The organism is Streptomyces sp. NBC_01320, assembly GCF_035974375.1.
Lineage (GTDB): Bacteria > Actinomycetota > Actinomycetes > Streptomycetales > Streptomycetaceae > Streptomyces > Streptomyces yanii.
On record NZ_CP108390.1, the window covers coordinates 5805993 to 5824366 of the forward strand.

The window sequence follows — 18374 nt, forward strand, 5'->3', positions numbered from 1 at the left end:
GCCTTCCGGGGTTGTGCGGGGGACCTGCCCCGGAAGGATCGCTTCAGGCGAGCAGGTCGTCTACTTGTGCTTCCCCGTCACGGTACCTGCGGGCGATCTCCGCACTGCAATCGTCCGCGGTGCACTGCAGCCGGTGACGGCGGCGGGAGACCTGTTGTTCGTAGCGGACGAGCCGTCCCATCGCGGTGTGCAGCTCTTCGTCGGTACGGGCGTCGAGGTCGGAGAGCTCGACCTCGGCGAGTGTCTCGGCGGCCAGCCGGCGGAACTCGTCGCTCCGCGGCGTGGTCAGCGTCACGTGCCGGGCGGACGAGCGATGCCGCGACGGCGTGTCGGCGAGGATCTCGGAGAGCCGGTCCACAACCGGTGTCTCGGGGTCCCGGCGGCGGGCCAGCTCGGCCCGCAGGATGTCGATCCGCCCCTGGACCAGACGGCGTACGTAACTGAGGTCTGCCTCATCGCGCTGCGCGTCACGCCGCAGCGCGCGCAGTTCCGGCAGGCGCAGGGTGCCCAGCTCCGGCTGCGAGGGCCCGGGCAGGCCGTCGTCGAGGCCGGGACCGGTCCGTTGCACGGGCGGGCGCATGGTGCTGGTGCTAGTACTGGTACCGGCGCCGGCACGCGTGACCGGTACGACACCGGGGGATCGCCCGGCTCCATATGTACTCATGCTCTGTCCATCCCCTCGACCGGTGCGTCGGCACACCGCCTTCCGTGCATGGTGCCACCCCACACCGTGCCTACGCAGGTGCTCTGTACCCGTTCAGCCCAAGATAGGTTGGTCTGTATGCGTGCAGTGATACAGAGAGTGGACGGCGCGAGCGTCACGGTGGCCGACGGCGCGGGCGACGGAGACGGTCCCGAGGTGGTCGGCGAAATCGTCGGCGAGGGGCTGTGTGTGCTGGTCGGAGTCACCCACGGGGACACCGCGGAGAAGGCGGCGCAGCTCGCCCGCAAGCTCTGGTCGGTGCGCATCCTGGAGGGCGAGAAGTCCTGCTCCGATGTGAATGCGCCGCTTTTGGTGATTTCGCAGTTCACTCTCTACGGGGACGCCCGGAAGGGGCGCAGGCCCACCTGGAACGCCGCGGCGCCCGGCGAGATCGCCGAACCGCTGGTCGACGAGGTGGTCGCGCAGTTGCGGGCGCTGGGCGCGCAGGTGGAGACGGGCCGGTTCGGAGCCGACATGCGTGTCTCGCTCACGAACCATGGCCCGTTCACCGTACTGATCGAGGTCTGAGCCGGGTTCGGACCGTGCGCGTCCGTAGACGGTCGCGCGTAGCAGATCTACGGCTCGACGACCGTCTCCTGGGCCGCCGCGGTGTCCCCCGCGAGTAGTTCCGCGTCCACCGCCACGTTGCGCTTGACCAGCGCCAGCGCGATCGGGCCCAGCTCGTGGTGGCGGGCGGACGTCGTGATGAAGCCGAGCTGACGTCCCTCCGCCCCGTCCGCTGCGAGCCGCACCGGAGTGCCGTGTCCGGGCAGGATCACGTCGCTGCCGTCCAGGTGCAGGAAGACCAGCCGGCGCGGCGGCTTCCCCAGGTTCTGCACCCGGGCCACGGTCTCCTGACCGCGGTAGCAGCCCTTCTGGAGGTGAACGGCGGTGCCGATCCAGCCCAGCTCGTGCGGGATGGTGCGGTGGTCGGTCTCGAAGCCGAGCCGGGGGCGGTGCGCCTCGACGCGCAGCGCCTCGTAGGCCAGGATGCCGGCCGCCGGACCGTTCTCGGCGGCGTAGGTCTCCAGGTCGGCTCGGGGCAGGAACAGGTCACGGCCGTGTGGCGCCTCCCGTACGGCAATGCCCGCGGGGACTTCCGCGATGGAGCCGGCCGGCAGGTGCACGACGGCGAAGTCCTCGGTGCGGTCGGCGACATCCACCCGGTAGAAGAACTTCATCGACTCCAGATAGGCGATCAGGTCGCCCTGGGTGTCCGGTTCGACGTGCATCCACACCGTCTCGCCGTCGTCGACGAGATAGAGGGCGTGCTCGATGTGCCCGTGCGCGGTGAGGATCAGCGCCTCGGTGGCTTCTCCCGGGGCGAGTTCGCTGACGTGCTGGGTAATCAGCAGGTGCAGCCAGGCCAGCCGGTCGCTTCCGGTGACGGTGACGACACCGCGGTGCGAGAGGTCGACGAGGCCGGTGCCGTCGGCGAGGGCTCGCTGCTCGCGGAACAGGTCGCCGTAGTGCGCGGCGACGCCTTCGTCGCGCCCCTCGGCGGGGACGGCGCCTGGCAGGGACAGCAGGGGGCTCTTCATGCGACCAGCGTACGACTCGGTCTACTGCGCGGAAGCGGGCGGCCGGGGCTGATCGGCCGCCCGATCGCCCGGCTCACCGTCCGCCTTCTTCGCCGTGCAGCCGGCGCAGCGGCCGAAGATCGCGAAGTGCTTCATGTCGGTCTCGAAGCCGAAGCTGTCCCGCAGCTTCGCGGTGAATTCGGCGACGACGCCGACATCGGCCTCGATGATGTCCCCGCAGTCCCGGCAGACCAGATGGATGTGATGGTGGCGGTCGGCCAGGTGGTACGTCGGCGCCCCGTGCCCCAGATGGGCATGGCTGACCAGCTGGAGCTCCTCCAGGAGCTCCAGGGTCCGGTAGACGGTCGAGATGTTCACACCGGACGCCGTCCTGCGCACCTCGGCGAGGATGTCGTCGGGCGTCGCGTGTTCCAGTGTGTCGACGGCTTCCAGGACAAGCTGCCGCTGCGGCGTCAGCCGATAGCCGCGCTGCCGAAGATCGGTCTTCCAGTCGGTGCTCACCACAGGCCCAGTGTAGGACCGGGTGAGCACCTGACCGCAGGTCGTGCGCGTACCTGGACGCGTGCGACTACTTGAAGAACGCGATGCCGTCGTCCGGCAGGTCGCCGAGGCTCTTCGCCATCGCCTCGACCTCTTCCGGGGTGACGACCTTCTTCAGGTGCGCCGACATGTACGGGCGCAGCTCCACGTCGGGGGTGGCCTTCTCCCCGACCCACATCAGGTCACTGTTCACATAGCCGTAGAGGCGCTTGCCACCGTTGTACGGGCCGGAGGCCGCGGTCCGGGCCACCGCGTCGGTGACCAGGTCGATCTGCGGCTTCTGGTGGGCGAGCTCGCCGTACCAGATCTCGATGACGCCCTGGTCGCGGACCATGACGACCTCGACCTTGCGGTCCTTGTCGATGCGCCAGTAGCCGGACTCGGTCTCCAGCGGCTTGACCTTGTTGCCCTCGGCGTCGAGCACCCAGGAGTGCGAGACGTACTCCAGGAAGTCCCGGCCGTCGTGGCTGAAGGAGACTTCCTGGCCGAAGTTGCACTTCTCGGCGCCGGGGAAGTCGGACACGCCCGCTCCCGCCCAGTTGCCGAGCAGGAAGGCAAGCGGGACGAGGTCCGGGTGGAGGTCGGACGGGATCTCGATCATGAGCGGCTCAGACGATCTGTGAGGGAGTGGTGAGTGGTGCGGACTCGGGTCAGCGCTGGCCCTGGTACAGCTTCTTCACGGTCAGGCCGGCGAAGGCGAGAACACCGACGCAGACCAGAACCAGCAGGGTGGAGAAGAATGCCTCAAGCACGGGAGCTCCTCGGACGAGCGATAACGAGCGGTATGGCGGCAGTACGGGGCCGAGCCCCAGCCTAATGGGTAGGGGCCCGGCGCGACGGTTCGGGGCGTGCCGGGGAAGCGGGGCTCCCCGGCGTGCGGATCAGCCCAGCAGCTGGGTCTGCAGGATCAGCGTCTGCCGGAACGGGATCTGCTCGGCGATCTTTTCGCCCTGCTGCGAGTGGATGACCAGGGCGAGCGTGTCACCGGCCTGGATGTAGGCCTCGTGGATCCGTCCCTTCCCGGTCTTCGTCTCGCCGAACGCGTAGACCACGGTCTCCGGCACCTTGCCGCCGTTCCAGCTCTCGTCCATCTGCAGGTCCGTCGGCCAGTCGAGCGGTATGCCCGGGGTGCTGCTCACATAGGTGTCGTCCCGGAGCCCCTGGGCGTACGCCGTCGAGTTGAACTGCAGCAGATAGACCCTGGACCTCGTGCCGTCCGGCATGGTCCAGCCGCGCGCCGCGATGTGGCGCAGGGCCGAGTCGTCGAGCAGCTGCGTGAGCTCGCCGCGCTTGTCCCTGCGGAACTCGCTGACGAACTGCGTCGTGCTCACCCAGCCGCCCGTCAGCTTCTTGTCCGCCGTTGCTCCGGCCGGGGCGGGGATCAGCAGCTTCCGCAGGTCGGCGTGGTGGACCTCGGCGACATTGGCCTCGTTGAACGGGCGCGGCGAACCGGCCGGCAGCGCAGGCAGGCTGAGCTCCGGGTAGTCCCAGCGTCCGTCGCCCTCGGTGGCCAAGCCCGGTACGTCGGTGCGCTCCATCGAGGTGATGCCGAGGGCCGTACCGGTGCCGAGACCGCCGAGCACCAGCACGGCGGCGGTCCAGCGGGCGACGGCCCGCAGGACGCGACGGGACGGCTTCGGAGCAGGTACGGGCTGCGCCACCGGAAATGCCTGCTCGGGGGCCACCGGGGGCTCGGAGGCCGGGACGGGCTCCGTGGCCGGTACGGGCTCGGCGGCCGCTACGGGCTCCGCTCCCGTCGGCGGAAGCTCCTGCTCCGGGGCAGCGGGCTCCTCGGTCGCGGCGGCCGGTGTCGCCGTCTGCTCGGTCATACGTACTCCCCCGGGGACTCGATGTGGTCGAGCTGGTCCTTCACGAGATCGGCGACGTCGGACGCGCTGAACGGCTTGGTGCCGTACGCGTCGACGGTGAGGGACAGCTCCCCGTCGTACGCGAGGCAGGACAGGGCGTCGAGCTTCACCTTGGTCCGCACGGGCTCCCGGAAGCACCTGGCCTTCTTGTGGCCCTCGATCTTCGGCCCCGCGCGGAAGTCGCCGTAGGTGTCCATCAGCTCCGTCTGGAAGCCGTACAGGTCATGGACAGCCCTCTTGTCCTTCATCTTCACGATCTGGATCTCGACCGTCAGATCGCTGTCGTCCGAGGTGTACGAGCGCTGCGCGATGCCCTGGAGGTGGAGCCGGTCGATGCGTCGGTCCCGTTCGCGGCGCTGCTTGCCCGCGATCCCCCGGCCGCTCTCCTTCATCTGGGCCGTGGCCTTCTTGCCGCTGATCTCGTCGTCGTTTCCGTACTCGCCCATGTCCGGGCCGAGACGGTAGCCCTCCGGGACCGGCAGCAGCAGCTTGCTGAGCTCGGTGTCGGCCCTCCCCCGGCCGACGTCCCCGGCGGGGTCCTTGGCGGGCTTGTGCGCGCCCCCGCCCCAGACCTTGGTGGTGACCGTGCGGTCGGCGCCGTCCACGGTGATCTTGGTGTAGGCGGCGGCACCGCCGACGGCGCCGAGGACCAGGACCGCGGGGAGCACGGCGAGCACCACGCGCCGGGCCCGGCCCTTCGGGGCGGGCGGGACCGGCTCGGCGGGCGGGGCGGTGTCGGGTATCACGTCGTCGTTCACAGCCGCTCCAGCTGTCGCTCGGCCAGGGTCCGGATGTCCTTCTTGCTGATCGGCGCGGTGTCGAAGATGTTGATGTCGAACATGACGTCGCCGCGCTGGGCGATGGCCCGCGCCTGGTAGACAGGCAGGTAGCCCGGCTTGTTCACGGCCTTGTACACGAAGTAGTGGCCGTTGCCGCTGCCCTTGATCGGATCACCCTCGTTGCCCGCGCCGCCCTTGGCGTAGGGCATGTAACCCAGCTGATCGTTCGCATGGTCGGACGCCCCGAGCTCTGCACCGGAGCGGAACTGCACGAGGCGAATACCTACATCACGGTGCTGCCCCTGCGACCAGTTGGCGGCCGCGATCCGGCGCACGTCGGCCTCCGCGAGCCTTTCGAACATGTAGTCCTCGCTCTTGAACTCCCGCACGTACGCGTCCAGGGACATCCAGCCCTTGGTCGGGAACGGGAACCTGGCGTTGCGCGCCCCCGAGGGCTTGCTGACGAGCAGCTCGCGCAGGTCGCCATCCGTCTTCCGCTGCCGGTCCTGCGACACGGGCAGCAGATCCGGGACCTTGTCCGCCGGCAGCGCCTTCACCGGGTAGGCCAGGTTCGGCTGCGACAGGGCGGGCAGCGGGGTCGGGGCGCGGTCGGCCTGCACGCCGTAACCGACGGCGGTGCCACCGGCGATCCCGAGCACCGCGGCGGCGGCGATCAGCAGAGCGGTGCGGCCACGCGGCCGCGGCTTGGTCGGCGTCGCCGGTGCATTGGACTCGGCCACCGGAACGGGCGCGGGCTCGACGACGGGCTCGACCACCGGCGCAGGTGCGGGTGCGGGCTCCACGACGGGCTCGGTCACGAGTGCGACCACCGGAGCGGGCGCGGGCGGCTCTACGGCCTGGACCTGCGCCTCGGCCTGCACGGGCGGCTCGGCCGGCCCGTCAGGAATGGTGTCTTTCGGTTCCAAAAGGGGTCCCCCCACGAGACCTGAGGCGCAGATTCCGATACCTGCGCACACAACTGACCCACAGCTGGGGGGTGGGGTTGTACCGCCGGCGATTACAGTTCGGCATATGCAGAAGAAGCTCGTGATCAAGGTGACCGCAGGTGCCGATTCCGCCGAGCGCTGCTCACAGGCGTTCACGGTGGCGGCGGTCGCCGTCGCCAGCGGTGTGGAGGTCTCGCTCTGGCTGACCGGCGAATCCGCCTGGTTCGCCCTGCCGGGCCGCGCCGCCGAGTTCGAACTTCCGCACGCCGCACCGCTGCCGGATCTGATCGAGTCGATTCAGGCGGGCGGCCTGATCACCCTCTGCACCCAGTGCGCGGCTCGGCGCGACATCACCGAGGACGACGTACTGGAAGGTGTACGGATCGCGGGCGCCCAGGTCTTCGTCAGCGAGGTCATGGCGGACGGCGTCCAGGCCCTCGTCTACTGACGGTTCTTCCTGGCGACAGCGGACAGTTCCGCTACTGGCGGCGCTTCTTGCCGTCGAGCTCGTCCCACCACTCGTCCGACTTCGGGTCGCCGGACGGATCGTCCCACCAGCGGTCCTCCGGCCCCCGCCGGTTGGCGACCATCGCCGCGACGGGCGGGATGACCATGGCGACCACGCACATTCCGACGGCGACGGGCATCGACCAGAGCCGCACGAAGGCCCAGGCGGAGACGAAAAGGACGATGCATCCGCCCATCATCAGGAAGTAGCGACGACGGCGCCGGGCGTACATGACTCAAGCGTAGGCCCGATCCCGGCCCGTGCGCCCGGCACGAACGGGCCCGCGCACACCCTGTGGACGGCGCGAAGGGCCGTACCCCGGTTCAGAAGGCGTCCAACCCCCTGGGGCACGGCCCTCCGGCCGATCTGTGCCGCGGATCAGACGGCGATGGCCACCTCGGAGAGGCCACCGGTCTGCGCGACGACCGTGCGGTCGGCGCTGCCGCCCGGGACGAGGGCGCGCAGCGTCCAGGTGCCCTCGGCCGCGTAGAAACGGAACTGTCCGGTCGCCGAGGTCGGGACCTCGGCGGTGAACTCGCCGGTCGAGTCCAGCAGACGGACGTAACCGGTCACCGGCTCGCCGTCGCGGGTCACGCTGCCCTGGATCGTGGTCTCACCGGGCTTGATCGTCGAAGCGTCGGGGCCGCCGGCCTTTGCTCCACACATGGTGTTCTGTCCTTCTGGTCGGGGTCGGGGTGGTCCAGGTCGCGCGGAGTTACTTGTTGGCGCCGAGCTCGATCGGCACGCCGACGAGGGAGCCGTACTCGGTCCACGAGCCGTCGTAGTTCTTGACGTTCTCCTGGCCGAGCAGCTGGTGCAGCACGAACCAGGTCAGGGCCGAACGCTCACCGATGCGGCAGTACGCGATGGTGTCCTTCGACAGGTCGACCTGCTCGTCCTCGTAGAGGGCCTTGAGCTCGTCGTCCGACTTGAAGGTGCCGTCGTCGTTGGCGTTCTTCGACCACGGGATGTTGCGCGCGGTCGGGACGTGACCCGGACGCTGCGACTGCTCCTGCGGGAGGTGCGCCGGGGCGAGCAGCTTGCCGCTGAACTCGTCGGGCGAACGGACGTCGACCAGGTTCTGGTTGCCGATCGCTGCCACGACGTCGTCGCGGTAGGCGCGGATCGACTGGTCCTGGGCCTGGGCCTTGTACTGGGTGGCCGGGCGGGACGGGATCTGGTCGCCGTCGACCAGGTCGCGGGAGTCGAGCTCCCACTTCTTGCGGCCGCCGTCGAGCAGGCGGACATCCTGGTGACCGTAGAGCTTGAAGTACCAGAACGCGTAGGACGCGAACCAGTTGTTGTTGCCGCCGTAGAGCACGACCGTGGTGTCGTTGCCGATGCCCTTCTCGGACAGGAGCTTCTCGAAGCCGGCCTGGTCGATGAAGTCACGGCGGACCGGGTCCTGGAGGTCCTTGGTCCAGTCGATCCGGATCGCGTTCTTGATGTGGTTCTTCTCGTACGCCGAGGTGTCCTCGTCGACCTCGACAAGAGCAACCTTCGGGTCGTCGATGTGGGCCTCGACCCAGTCGGCGTCTACGAGGACGTCACTGCGGCTCATTCTGTTCTCCTCCGGGGCAGTCTGCGGCGAGATGGTGCGGGGGTGCGGATGTACGGGGGCGCGATTCTGCACGTACACACATGCACGGGAATGGGCCCTGACAGTGGTCGAAGGGCCGGGGGAATGCGGGATGCGACGATCCCGCTCAGACAGTGCGACAGAGCATGGCGGCGACGCGGCACAGGTCTACTGCCCGCCGCTTCGTGAGATCCGCCTGGCCCCGCCGAGGGAGACCGCTAATAGAGCACTGCATGGGACCGATCGTAGGGACGTGCGGGCGGACATGTCACCGCCGTGTCGCATCATGAGACACGATCGTCCGCAATGTGGGACGGATGGCCGATTGCGATGCCACCCGGACCGGCGCCGGGCAAAGCGCGCCGTTCAGTCATCTGCGGGTCGGACGAGTCCGTCTCACTATGTGGCTCAGCGGCTGTGGAATGTCCTACCCAGCCTGCGCGCGGTTCATCTATCCCGCGAGCCGGATGTCCGAGCCCGTCACCGAGATCTCCAGACCGTCCTTCGTCGGCTCGATCCGCTGCAGCTTCAGGCCGCTCGGCAGGGCGCCGATCTCCCGCTCGAAGTCGGTCTTCCTGCGCACCAGGCCTTCGAGTCCGGGAATGCCCTCGCCCGGCACCTTGTCCGCGTGCACCCGCACGGTGCGGCCGTCGACGAGGGTGACGGTGGAGGTCACGCTGCGCGTGAGGGTGCGGCCGAGGATGTCGACGGCGCCGGTCACCTTCACCTTGCCGTTGCCGCCGTACTCGACGACGACGCCGTCGTCGGCCGCGTGCGTCAGATCCTCGTACGAGATGGTCGCCGTGCCCGTTGCCCGGGCGGCGGTGGCGGCGGCGAAGCCGTCGGCCAGCGTGACGTCGTGGAGTTCGGCCTTCATCTCGCTGATCCGGATCCTTCGCCCGCCGGCTGCGGTCTCGATGCCGGTGAGCTTGATGTCGACCTGGTCGAGCGCCGATCCGGCGACCTGGGTCAGAAAGGGGAAACCCTTGATGGAGACGTCCGTCGAGTCGACCGTGCCCCCGCTGACCTCGATCCGGCCCGCGGCCTCGGACTCGGCGAAGTACACCGCGGCCCGGTCGACGACGATGAAGATGCCGCCCAGGACCACCACGATGACCAGCAGTATTCGCAGTGCACGCATGCCCGTTCTTCCCCCACCCTGCGTCCGCCCGGATCCCCCTGGCGCGCGTGAGCCCACTGTGGCCTGCACGGCACGCCCGGGGTGACCGACGAGCCCGGGCCCCTCCGCGGTTCCCGGTCCGCGGCGGTCCCGCGGGTCAGGAGATCGCGCGGCCGATCAGATACACGGCGGGAGCGGCGGCGGTCAGCGGCAGCGCCACCCCGGCCGTCATGTGCACAAAACGTGACGGGTAGTCGTAGCTCGCCACCCGCAGCCCGATCAGCGCGCAGCCACCGGCCGCGAACCCGAGGAAGGCACCCTTCGCGCCCAGGTCGGTGAGCCCACCGGCCGCGACACCGGCGCCCGCGGCGGCGAGCAGCGCCACCACGACCGAGGCGGGTCCGGGCACCGGCAGCGCCCTGGCGAGCACGGCGACCGCGACAGCCACACAGCCGACCGTCACGGCGTCCGGCGCCGCCGCGAGATGCCCGGCGGCGAGGATCGCCAGGGCGGCCGAGGCGACGGTGGCCATCAACCCGTACATCCGCTCGTCGGCGCCCGCGTGGCTGCGCAGCTGCAGGACGACGGTGAGCAGCACCCAGATGCCGAGGGTGCCGAGGATCGCCGCCGGGGCGTTGTCCCGGCCCGCGACGAGCAGCACGACATCGGCGACGAACCCGCCGGCGAAGGCGAGCGCGATGCCCTGCCGGGCGGGCCACATGCCGTTGAGCCGGAACCAGCCGGCGGCGGTCACGGCCTGGAGGAGTACCAGCGGTACGAAGAGCGCGTACTGCCCGATCGCGGCACCGAGAGCGAGCAGCAGCCCGAGCCCCGCGGTGATCGCCGCCGGCTGCATCCCCGGCGCGATGATCGGCGAACGGCCCTCGGCGCGGGCGCGCTGGGCGTCGGTGATGCGGCTGTTGCCCAGGGTGGTGGGCGCGCTGTAGCCGGAGGCGTTGTGCGCGGCCGCCGTGGCCGGTGCCGGGGCGGCCGGGGCGGCTGCCGGGACCTCGGGGGGCAGCGGGTACGAGCCGGAGGCGCCCTGCGGAATCGGATATCCGGCGTCGACGGCGGGGCCGGTGGCGGCCACGACGGGCTGCTGCGGCGCCTGCGCCGGGTACGACTGCTCGTACTGGGGCTGCTCGTGCTGCTGGGCGTACGGCTGCTCGTACTGGGGCTGCCCGTGCTGCTGGGCGTACGGCTGCTCGTACTGGGGCTGCCCGTGCTGCTGGGCGTAGGGCTGCTCGTGCTGAGGCTGCCCGTGCTGAGGCTGCCCGTGCTGCTGCTGGGCATAGGGCTGCTCGTACTGAGGCTGCGCATACTGCTGCGGCTGCCCGTACTCGGGCTGCTGCGGCTGCTGCGTGGGCTGGACGGCCGGCTGGTACTGAGTGTCCCAGGTCTGGCCCTCCCAGGTCTGTGCGACCCCCGGGTCCTGGATCGCCTGGTTCGGGTCGTACGGGACCTGCTGCCCGTACAGCTGCGGTTCCTGGCCGTATCCGTAACCGGTCCCGGTCCCGGGCTGCTGTCCGTACGGATGCTGCTGATCGCTGTTGCTCATGTGCTGCGGTTCACCCTCCTGCGAACGGCGGGAGCACCTCGACCGTGCCGCCCTCGGCAAGGCGTACGGTCTCATGGCTGCGGGTCCCCACGGGGTCACCGTCGATCAGGAACGAGCACCGTTGCAGCACTCGGGTGAGCTCACCGGGGTGCCGCTCGCGCACCGCGTCGAGCGCCTCGGCGAGCGTCGCGGCTGCGTAAGGCTCCTCCGCGGTCCCGGCGGCGGCCTTGGCGGCGGCCCAGTAGCGGATGGTTCCCGCTGGCATGGCGACGCTCCCTTCATCTCGCATCAGCTGTCCATGATGAATCACTCCGCCACCGCCCAGTCCGCGATCCGGGTGAGCAAGCTCTCGTCCGCCGCGTTCTCGGCGTGCCCCATGCCGCGCTGCAGCCACAGTTCCGCACCGCCCTGTGCCGCGTCGGCCAGCATGCGGGGGTGGTCGAGCGGGAAGTAGGGGTCCTGGTCGCCGTGCACGATGAGCAGCGGCGCCGGGGCGATCAGCGGGACCGCCTCGACCGGGGAGAGCGGCACGGGGTCCCACTCCTTGCGGTCGATCCGGGTGCGGAAGCCGTACCGGCCGACCAGCCGACCGGTGGGCCGGGTCACCACCCAGTGCAGGCGTCGCATCGGGGCCGTACCCCGGTAGTACCAGCGGGCTGGAGCACTCACGGCCACCACCGCATCCGCGTGCGCTTCGATGCGCCCCCCGTGCGCGGGAACCGGACGAGCGAGCTGTGCCGTGTCCGGAGAGGTCTCGGGAGCCGTATACAGCGCCCCGTGCCGGAGCACCACGGAGCCGCCCATCGAGAACCCGACCGTCACCACCCGCCGGTGTCCGAGCGAGCGCGCCCACGCCACCGCGGCCGCCAGATCCAGCACCTCGCGGTCACCGACCGTCGACCGGCCCCCGGATCCTCCGTGCCCCCGGAAGGAGAACGTGATCACGGCCGCACGCTGGGCGAACACCCCCGCCGCGCGCCGCACGGCCGGCCGGTCCACCGAACCGGTGAATCCGTGCGCGACCACGATCGCCGTGCCGGCGTCCCCGCCATCGGCGCCGGGGGCGGCACCGGTCGTACACGGTTCGTACACCGCCTCGATCGGCAGCCCGTCATCCGTCCGCAATGTGGTGCGCCGGGCTCCCGGCGTGATCAAGCGAACAGAAGAACCCCGAAACGGACTCTCGGACACAGAACTCATGTGGGCTATTCTGCTGGGAAGAGGATCCGGGCAATGCAGCCCCCGGGTCCTTTTGTGCTTTACGCGCGTTGTTACGACGACGTTTCGACAAGCTCAGCGGTCGCAGGGCGCGGGACCGCACCGTAAAACACGTATGACAACCGTCGTACGGCAGCAGCACGAAATACGTACGAAGAAGTGCCGTAGATCTCCCCCGGGCCCCACCCGGGAGTGCCCCTCTCGCAGGGAACGAGGAGGACCGACGTAATGGGCGAGCAAGGCAAGAAAATCGTGCACGATCATCGACCGACGACCCGGGCAGGTGGGCGGCGATGAGTTCACTGCTGCTTCTCACCAACGCTCTTCAACCGTCGACGGAGGTGCTTCCCGCCCTCGGCCTCCTGCTGCACAACGTGCGGGTGGCCCCCGCCGAGGGACCCGCTCTCGTCGACACCCCGGGTGCCGACGTCATCCTGGTCGACGGCCGCCGCGACCTGCCGCAGGTGCGGTCGCTGTGCCAGCTGCTGCGGTCCACCGGACCTGGCTGTCCGCTGATACTCGTCGTGACGGAGGGCGGTCTCGCGGCCGTCACCGCCGACTGGGGCATCGACGACGTGCTGCTGGACACCGCGGGACCGGCCGAGGTCGAGGCCCGGCTGCGGCTCGCCACCGGCAGGCAGCAGCTCACTTCCGACGACTCCCCGATGGAGATCCGCAACGGTGATCTCTCGGTCGACGAGGCGACCTACAGCGCAAAACTGAAGGGCCGGGTCCTCGACCTGACCTTCAAGGAATTCGAACTGCTCAAGTACCTCGCACAGCACCCGGGCCGGGTCTTCACCCGCGCCCAGCTGCTGCAGGAGGTCTGGGGCTACGACTACTTCGGCGGTACCCGGACGGTCGACGTCCATGTCCGGCGGCTGCGCGCCAAGCTCGGCCCCGAGCACGAGTCGCTGATCGGCACGGTCCGCAACGTCGGCTACCGCTTCGTCACACCGGAGAAGGTGGAGCGCGCCGCCGAGGTGGCGAAGTCCCAGGCGGCGGCGAAGGCGGCCGCCGAATCACCCACCCGTTCGGAGCAGCCCTCCGTTGCCGAGGTCATGGAAGATGCCCCGGTACGGCCTGCCAACAGGTAGGTCCATCCGCGTAGACTGCCGCGCGTGGCCAAGGTGACGCGGGACGATGTGGCGAGACTGGCGGGGACGTCGACCGCGGTCGTCAGCTACGTCATCAACAACGGACCCCGGCCGGTTGCCCCGGCCACGCGCGAGCGGGTACTCGCCGCGATCAAGGAGCTGGGCTACCGGCCCGACCGGGTCGCGCAGGCGATGGCCTCACGGCGGACCGACCTCATAGGGATGATCGTTCCGGACGCCCGCCAGCCCTTCTTCGCGGAAATGGCGCACGCGGTCGAACAGGCTGCCGCCGAGCGCGGAAAAATGGTTCTCGTCGGCAACTCCGACTACCGCGACGAGCGCGAGGTCCACTACCTCCGCGCCTTCCTCGGCATGCGCGTCTCCGGACTGATCCTCGTCAGCCAGGGACCCAGCGAGCGGGCCGCGGCCGAGGTGGAGGCATGGGACGCCCGGGTCGTGCTGCTGCACGAGCGGCCCGAGGCGATCGACGACGTCGCGGTCGTCACCGACGACATCGGCGGCGCGCAGCTCGCCACCCGGCACCTCCTGGAACACGGCAACGCGTACGTGGCGTGCCTCGGCGGCATGGAGTCCACCCCGGCGGTCGGCGACCCGGTCGCGGACCACGTCGAGGGCTGGCGGCGGGCGATGCACGAGTCGGGGCGCTCCACGGAGGGCCGGCTCTTCCAGGCCCCGTACAACCGCTACGACGCCTACCGGGTGGCGCTCGGACTGCTCGCCGGTCCGGACCGGCCCCCGGCGATCTTCTGCTCGACGGACGACCAGGCCATCGGGGTGCTCCGGGCCGCGCGCGAACTGCGGATCGATGTGCCCGGGGAGCTCGCGGTGGCGGGCTTCGACGACGTGAAGGAAGCGGGGCTGACCGATCCGCCGCTGACGACGGTCTTCTCGGACCGCCCGGCGATGGCCAGGGCCGCGGTGGATCTGGTGCTCGACGACTCGCTGCGGGTCTCGGGCTCGCGGCGGGAGCGGCTGAAGCAGTTCCCGTCGGCGCTCGTGGTCCGGCGCTCGTGCGGGTGCGGGGAGCCGGCGGACCGGTAGCCGGGGCACTTCCCCGGCCCGGGGCGCTCGCCCTCCCACCCACCCGTACGACGTTCCCCGTGGTCCTTATATGGGGCATACGCGGTTCTGTCGGGCTTCTCAGGGCGTGCTCAGGGTTCTCTCATGTTCGCTGGACACAGTCGTAGACATGACTGAGAGCCAGCGCCCGAGCGGCGAGTACCCGATGTACCCCTCGTACGGCAACGGCGACGCGGCCTACCCGCCGCCGCCCTCGTACCGGCCCGCGCAGCCGATCGCCACGGGCCCGGGGACGACCGTGTGGCCCGGCGGCGGCGGCGCCGACGGTCACAGCGGCGGCGGTGACGACGGCTACGGCGACTTCCACGGGCTGCCGCAGCCCGCACCCCAGCCGCCCGCACGCGGCAGGCGCCGGGTCGGACGGCCGGTCGCCCTCCTGACGGCCGTGGCCGTCGCGGCGGCGGTCGTCGGCGGTGTCACCGCCACTGCCATCGGTCAGTTCACCGACTCCGGTTCCAGCGGCAGCGGAACCAGCAGTGCGGTCAGCGGCACGACCGTCTCGCAGAGCAGCGCAGGCACCGTCGCCGGAGTGGCGCAGGCGGCGTCGCCGACGATCGTCGAGATCGGCGCGAGCTCGAACGTGGGGGAGTCCACCGGGTCCGGCGTGATCATCACCTCCGACGGCGAGATCGTCACCAACAACCATGTCATCGCGGGCGCCTCGACGATCAAGGTGACGCTCAACAGCGGCAAGACATACACCGCGAAGGTCGTCGGCACCGACGCCGGCAAGGACCTCGCGCTCATCAAGCTGGAGGGGGCGAGCGGGCTGAAGACGGCCACGCTCGGCGACTCCTCCTCGCTCAAGGTCGGCGACCAGGTCGTCGCGATCGGCTCGCCCGAGGGCCTCACCGGCACCGTCACCAGCGGCATCGTCTCCGCGCTGAACCGCGATGTCACCGTCGCCAAGGACGGCGACAGCGGTCAGGGCCAGGGGCAGCAGGGCGGGGGCCGCAGCGACTGGCCGTTCCAGTTCGGCGGGCAGCAGTTCAACGGCGACACCGGCGACTCCACCACCACCTACAAGGCCATCCAGACCGACGCCTCGCTCAACCCCGGCAACTCCGGCGGCGCGCTCATCAATATGAACGGCGAGATCATCGGCATCAACTCGGCGATGTACTCCGCGAGTTCGTCCGACGGATCGAACAGCGCCGGCGCGGGCAGCGTCGGCCTCGGCTTCGCCATCCCGGTGAACACGCTCAAGGCCGACCTGGACACCCTGCGGTCCGGCAACAGCTCCTGAGGAGATCAGCCATGAACCACCCGTCCGACACCCCCACCGGCCCGGCCGCCCTCGCACTGCCGCTGATACTCGCGGCGGAGTTCGCCGCCGTGGCGCGGCGCTCGCCGGAGGTCCGCGCGGCCACCCGCACCACCGGCCGGCAACGCCGCGCCGCCCGCCGCCGCGCCACGGCCGTGCGAGGCTGAGAACACAGCACCACGGCAGAGCAGAGAGAAAGAGGACGACGAGCGATGAGCCCCGCCGAAGACGATCCGCAGCGCATCCTGATCGTCGACGACGAGCCGGCCGTGCGCGAGGCCCTGCAGCGCAGTCTCGCGTTCGAGGGATACGGCACGGAGGTCGCCGTCGACGGACTCGACGCGCTGACCAGGGCGGAGTCGTACGCCCCCGATCTGATCGTCCTCGACATCCAGATGCCGCGGATGGACGGTCTGACCGCAGCCCGCCGCCTCCGCGCCACCGGCACCACCACGCCCATCCTGATGCTCACCGCCCGCGACACCGTCGGCGACCGCGTCACCGGACTCGACGCCGGCGCCGACGACTACCTGGTCAAGCCCTTCGAACTGGACGAGCTCTTCGCCCGTATCCGGGCCCTGCTGCGCCGCAGCTCGTACGCGGCCGCGGCGGGCGGCGGCGTCCCCGACGACAATGTGCTGTCCTTCGCCGACCTGCGGATGGACCTCGCCACCCGCGAGGTCACGCGCGGCTCGCGCCGCGTCGAGCTGACCCGGACCGAATTCACCCTCCTGGAGATGTTCCTGGCCCACCCGCGCCAGGTGCTGACCCGCGAGCAGATCCTGAAGGCGGTCTGGGGCTTCGACTTCGAACCGAGCTCCAACTCCCTGGATGTGTACGTGATGTACCTGCGCCGCAAGACGGAAGCGGGCGGCGAACCGCGGCTCGTGCACACGGTGCGGGGCGTGGGGTACGCGCTGCGGGTCGGCGGGGGTGAGGGTTGACCAGCCTCTGGCAGCGGCTGCACGCACTGCCCATCCGGACGCGGCTGGCGTCGCTCGTGACCGTCGTGGTGGCCGTCGCCGTGGCGGCCGTGGCCCTGGCATGCTGGGTGACCACTCGGGACCGGCTCACCGAGCAACTCGACAGCAGCCTGAGACAGGCCCGGCCCGGCCAAACCGTCGTGGACGCGATCAGACTCAACTGCGCGGGCCAGTTGCCGCCGGGCGTGGGAATCTTTCTCCCCCCGGGTTATACGGTGCAGCTCGTATCGGCAACGAGCACGGAGGCCTGCACCGCACCGGGGAAGTCGCCGATCCCGGTACAGCGCGCCGACCGGGCCGTCGCGGCCGGAGTGCAGCAGGACGCGGTGCACACGACCGAGGCGAAGGACGGCACGAAGATGCGTGTCTACACCTCGAAGTCTCACGACGGCCCGTTGAGTCAGCTCGGGACCGCCGTCTCCGTGGCGATGCCCATGGACCAGGTCACCGACCCCCTCAACCAGCTCGCCTTCGTCCTCCTCATCGTCTCCGGCATCGGCGTCATCGGTGCTGGCGCCGCCGGTCTCTGGGTCGCCCGCACCGGCCTGCGCCCCGTCGACGAGCTCACCGACGCCGTCGAGCATGTCGCCCGCACCGAGGACCTCTCGCTCCGCATCCCCGTCGAGGGCGAGGACGAGATCGCCCGGCTGTCCAGCTCCTTCAACTCGATGACCGCTTCCCTCGCCAGCTCCCGCGACCGCCAGGCCCAGCTGATCGCGGACGCCGGCCACGAGTTGCGGACGCCGCTGACCTCGCTGCGTACGAACGTGGAACTGCTCGCCCGCAGCGACGAGACGGGCCGGCCGATCCCGCCGGAGGACCGCAGGGCGCTGATGAAGTCGGTCACCGCGCAGATGACGGAGCTGGCGGCGCTCATCGGCGACCTCCAGGAACTGGCCCGCCCGGACGCGGCCCAGCCCGGCCCGCTCCAGGTCGTCGGCCTGCACGACATCGCCTCCGCCGCGCTGGAGCGGGCACGGCTCCGCGGCCCCGAGCTGACCATCACCGCGGACCTCGAACCCTGGTACGTCAGGGCCGAGCCGGCGGCGCTGGAGCGGGCGGTCGTCAATGTCCTCGACAACGCGGTGAAGTTCAGCCCGCAGCACGGCACGATCGCCGTGGCCCTCCGCGGCGGCGAGCTGACCGTGGTGGACCAGGGTCCCGGCATCCCGGCCGAGGAGCTCCCGTACGTCTTCGAACGCTTCTGGCGCTCCCAGTCCGCCCGCCAGCTGCCGGGCTCGGGGCTGGGCCTGTCGATCGTGGCGCGCACGGTCCAGCAGGCGGGCGGCGAGGTCGCGCTGCGCCCGTCGCCGGGCGGCGGCACGGAGGCATGGATCCGCCTGCCGGGCGCCCCGCAGCCGCCGCCGGAGAACACCTGAGCCGCCCCCGGCGGCCGGTCAGGTCGGGGATGCCGCCCACCCGGTCCTGGGTGGTGAGCGCCCGGCGGTCCGTTGCGGTCGCGGGACCTGCACCGGCGAGCGCGGTGACGGAGACGGCGAGGGCGCCGGTCAGAACGCCTGCCGCTGCGGGTGCCTCCGTCGGCTGTGGGGGGCAGCCTTCGGTGTATG

Annotated in this window: 23 protein-coding genes; 8 read left to right on the forward strand and 15 right to left on the reverse strand. The window is 70.5% G+C overall.

The window, feature by feature from the left end; genetic code table 11:
• Positions 1-43: 43 nt before the first annotated feature.
• A complete protein-coding gene (locus tag OG395_RS26410; RefSeq protein WP_327245151.1) occupies positions 44-664 on the reverse strand; it encodes an RsiG family protein in 621 nt (206 codons plus the stop codon).
• A 117-nt stretch (positions 665-781) separates the two neighbouring features.
• Between OG395_RS26410 and dtd the strand changes: the two genes are divergently transcribed.
• Complete coding sequence (gene dtd, locus OG395_RS26415) at positions 782-1231, forward strand: D-aminoacyl-tRNA deacylase (protein WP_327245152.1); 450 nt, start codon at positions 782-784, stop codon at positions 1229-1231.
• Between the two features lie 47 nt (positions 1232-1278).
• Here the strand turns inward: dtd and ygfZ are convergent, their stop codons facing one another.
• The 6 genes from ygfZ to OG395_RS26445 all read right to left on the reverse strand — a co-directional run bounded on the left by ygfZ (position 1279) and on the right by OG395_RS26445 (position 6357).
• Positions 1279-2244, reverse strand: coding sequence for a CAF17-like 4Fe-4S cluster assembly/insertion protein YgfZ (gene ygfZ, locus OG395_RS26420; protein WP_327245153.1), 966 nt, complete (start codon positions 2242-2244; stop codon positions 1279-1281).
• Between the two features lie 21 nt (positions 2245-2265).
• Entirely contained in the window at positions 2266-2748 is a 483-nt protein-coding gene (locus OG395_RS26425; protein ID WP_266983232.1) for a Fur family transcriptional regulator, read from the reverse strand.
• Positions 2749-2812: 64 nt separating this feature from the next.
• Positions 2813-3385, reverse strand: coding sequence for an FABP family protein (locus tag OG395_RS26430; protein ID WP_037695873.1), 573 nt, complete (start codon positions 3383-3385; stop codon positions 2813-2815).
• Between the two features lie 280 nt (positions 3386-3665).
• On the reverse strand, positions 3666-4613 hold the full coding sequence (locus OG395_RS26435) for a hypothetical protein (RefSeq protein ID WP_327245154.1): 948 nt from the start codon (positions 4611-4613) through the stop codon (positions 3666-3668).
• Positions 4610-5410, reverse strand: a complete 801-nt coding sequence (locus OG395_RS26440; protein ID WP_327245155.1) for a hypothetical protein — start codon at positions 5408-5410, stop codon at positions 4610-4612. Before OG395_RS26440 ends, OG395_RS26435 begins: the two co-directional genes overlap by 4 nt.
• A complete protein-coding gene (locus tag OG395_RS26445) occupies positions 5407-6357 on the reverse strand; it encodes a hypothetical protein (protein WP_327245156.1) in 951 nt (316 codons plus the stop codon). The genes OG395_RS26440 and OG395_RS26445 overlap by 4 nt, the downstream gene beginning before the upstream one ends.
• A 106-nt stretch (positions 6358-6463) precedes the next feature.
• Between OG395_RS26445 and OG395_RS26450 the strand changes: the two genes are divergently transcribed.
• Positions 6464-6826: a DsrE family protein gene (locus OG395_RS26450; protein WP_327245157.1), complete on the forward strand. Its 363-nt coding sequence runs from the start codon at positions 6464-6466 to the stop codon at positions 6824-6826.
• A gap of 31 nt (positions 6827-6857) precedes the next feature.
• On the opposite strand, the gene OG395_RS26455 is transcribed toward OG395_RS26450, so the two are convergent.
• The 8 genes from OG395_RS26455 to OG395_RS26485 all read right to left on the reverse strand — a co-directional run bounded on the left by OG395_RS26455 (position 6858) and on the right by OG395_RS26485 (position 12343).
• Positions 6858-7118, reverse strand: coding sequence for a DUF3099 domain-containing protein (locus OG395_RS26455; RefSeq protein ID WP_327245158.1), 261 nt, complete (start codon positions 7116-7118; stop codon positions 6858-6860).
• Positions 7119-7264: 146 nt separating this feature from the next.
• On the reverse strand, positions 7265-7552 hold the full coding sequence (locus OG395_RS26460; RefSeq protein WP_018490348.1) for a DUF1416 domain-containing protein: 288 nt from the start codon (positions 7550-7552) through the stop codon (positions 7265-7267).
• Positions 7553-7601: 49 nt separating this feature from the next.
• A complete protein-coding gene (locus OG395_RS26465; protein ID WP_266983246.1) occupies positions 7602-8447 on the reverse strand; it encodes a sulfurtransferase in 846 nt (281 codons plus the stop codon).
• 145 nt (positions 8448-8592) lie between these two features.
• On the reverse strand, positions 8593-8700 hold the full coding sequence (locus OG395_RS58445; protein ID WP_442818604.1) for a putative leader peptide: 108 nt from the start codon (positions 8698-8700) through the stop codon (positions 8593-8595).
• A gap of 216 nt (positions 8701-8916) precedes the next feature.
• Entirely contained in the window at positions 8917-9606 is a 690-nt protein-coding gene (locus OG395_RS26470) for an LmeA family phospholipid-binding protein (RefSeq protein WP_327245159.1), read from the reverse strand.
• Between the two features lie 136 nt (positions 9607-9742).
• On the reverse strand, positions 9743-11143 hold the full coding sequence (locus tag OG395_RS26475) for a hypothetical protein (RefSeq protein ID WP_327245160.1): 1401 nt from the start codon (positions 11141-11143) through the stop codon (positions 9743-9745).
• 10 nt (positions 11144-11153) lie between these two features.
• Positions 11154-11408 carry a MoaD/ThiS family protein gene (locus OG395_RS26480; protein WP_030925031.1) on the reverse strand — a complete coding sequence of 85 codons (255 nt, stop codon included), beginning with the start codon at positions 11406-11408 and terminating at the stop codon, positions 11154-11156.
• Between the two features lie 41 nt (positions 11409-11449).
• The gene (locus tag OG395_RS26485) at positions 11450-12343 is read right to left on the reverse strand and encodes an alpha/beta hydrolase family protein (RefSeq protein WP_327245161.1); all 894 of its coding nucleotides are present in this window, start codon (positions 12341-12343) and stop codon (positions 11450-11452) included.
• Between the two features lie 311 nt (positions 12344-12654).
• Here OG395_RS26485 and OG395_RS26490 point away from each other — a divergent pair, with 311 nt between their 5' ends.
• The 6 genes from OG395_RS26490 to OG395_RS26515 all read left to right on the forward strand — a co-directional run bounded on the left by OG395_RS26490 (position 12655) and on the right by OG395_RS26515 (position 18185).
• A complete protein-coding gene (locus OG395_RS26490; protein WP_327245162.1) occupies positions 12655-13458 on the forward strand; it encodes a response regulator transcription factor in 804 nt (267 codons plus the stop codon).
• Between the two features lie 24 nt (positions 13459-13482).
• The gene (locus OG395_RS26495) at positions 13483-14520 is read left to right on the forward strand and encodes a LacI family DNA-binding transcriptional regulator (protein ID WP_327245163.1); all 1038 of its coding nucleotides are present in this window, start codon (positions 13483-13485) and stop codon (positions 14518-14520) included.
• A 148-nt stretch (positions 14521-14668) separates the two neighbouring features.
• Complete coding sequence (locus OG395_RS26500; protein WP_327245164.1) at positions 14669-15805, forward strand: S1C family serine protease; 1137 nt, start codon at positions 14669-14671, stop codon at positions 15803-15805.
• 11 nt (positions 15806-15816) lie between these two features.
• Complete coding sequence (locus OG395_RS26505; protein ID WP_327245165.1) at positions 15817-15990, forward strand: hypothetical protein; 174 nt, start codon at positions 15817-15819, stop codon at positions 15988-15990.
• 45 nt (positions 15991-16035) lie between these two features.
• Positions 16036-16767 (forward strand): response regulator transcription factor, encoded by a 732-nt coding sequence (locus OG395_RS26510; RefSeq protein ID WP_327245166.1) that lies wholly within the window; start codon positions 16036-16038, stop codon positions 16765-16767.
• Complete coding sequence (locus tag OG395_RS26515; RefSeq protein WP_327245167.1) at positions 16764-18185, forward strand: sensor histidine kinase; 1422 nt, start codon at positions 16764-16766, stop codon at positions 18183-18185. The genes OG395_RS26510 and OG395_RS26515 overlap by 4 nt, the downstream gene beginning before the upstream one ends.
• Positions 18186-18374 lie beyond the last annotated feature (189 nt).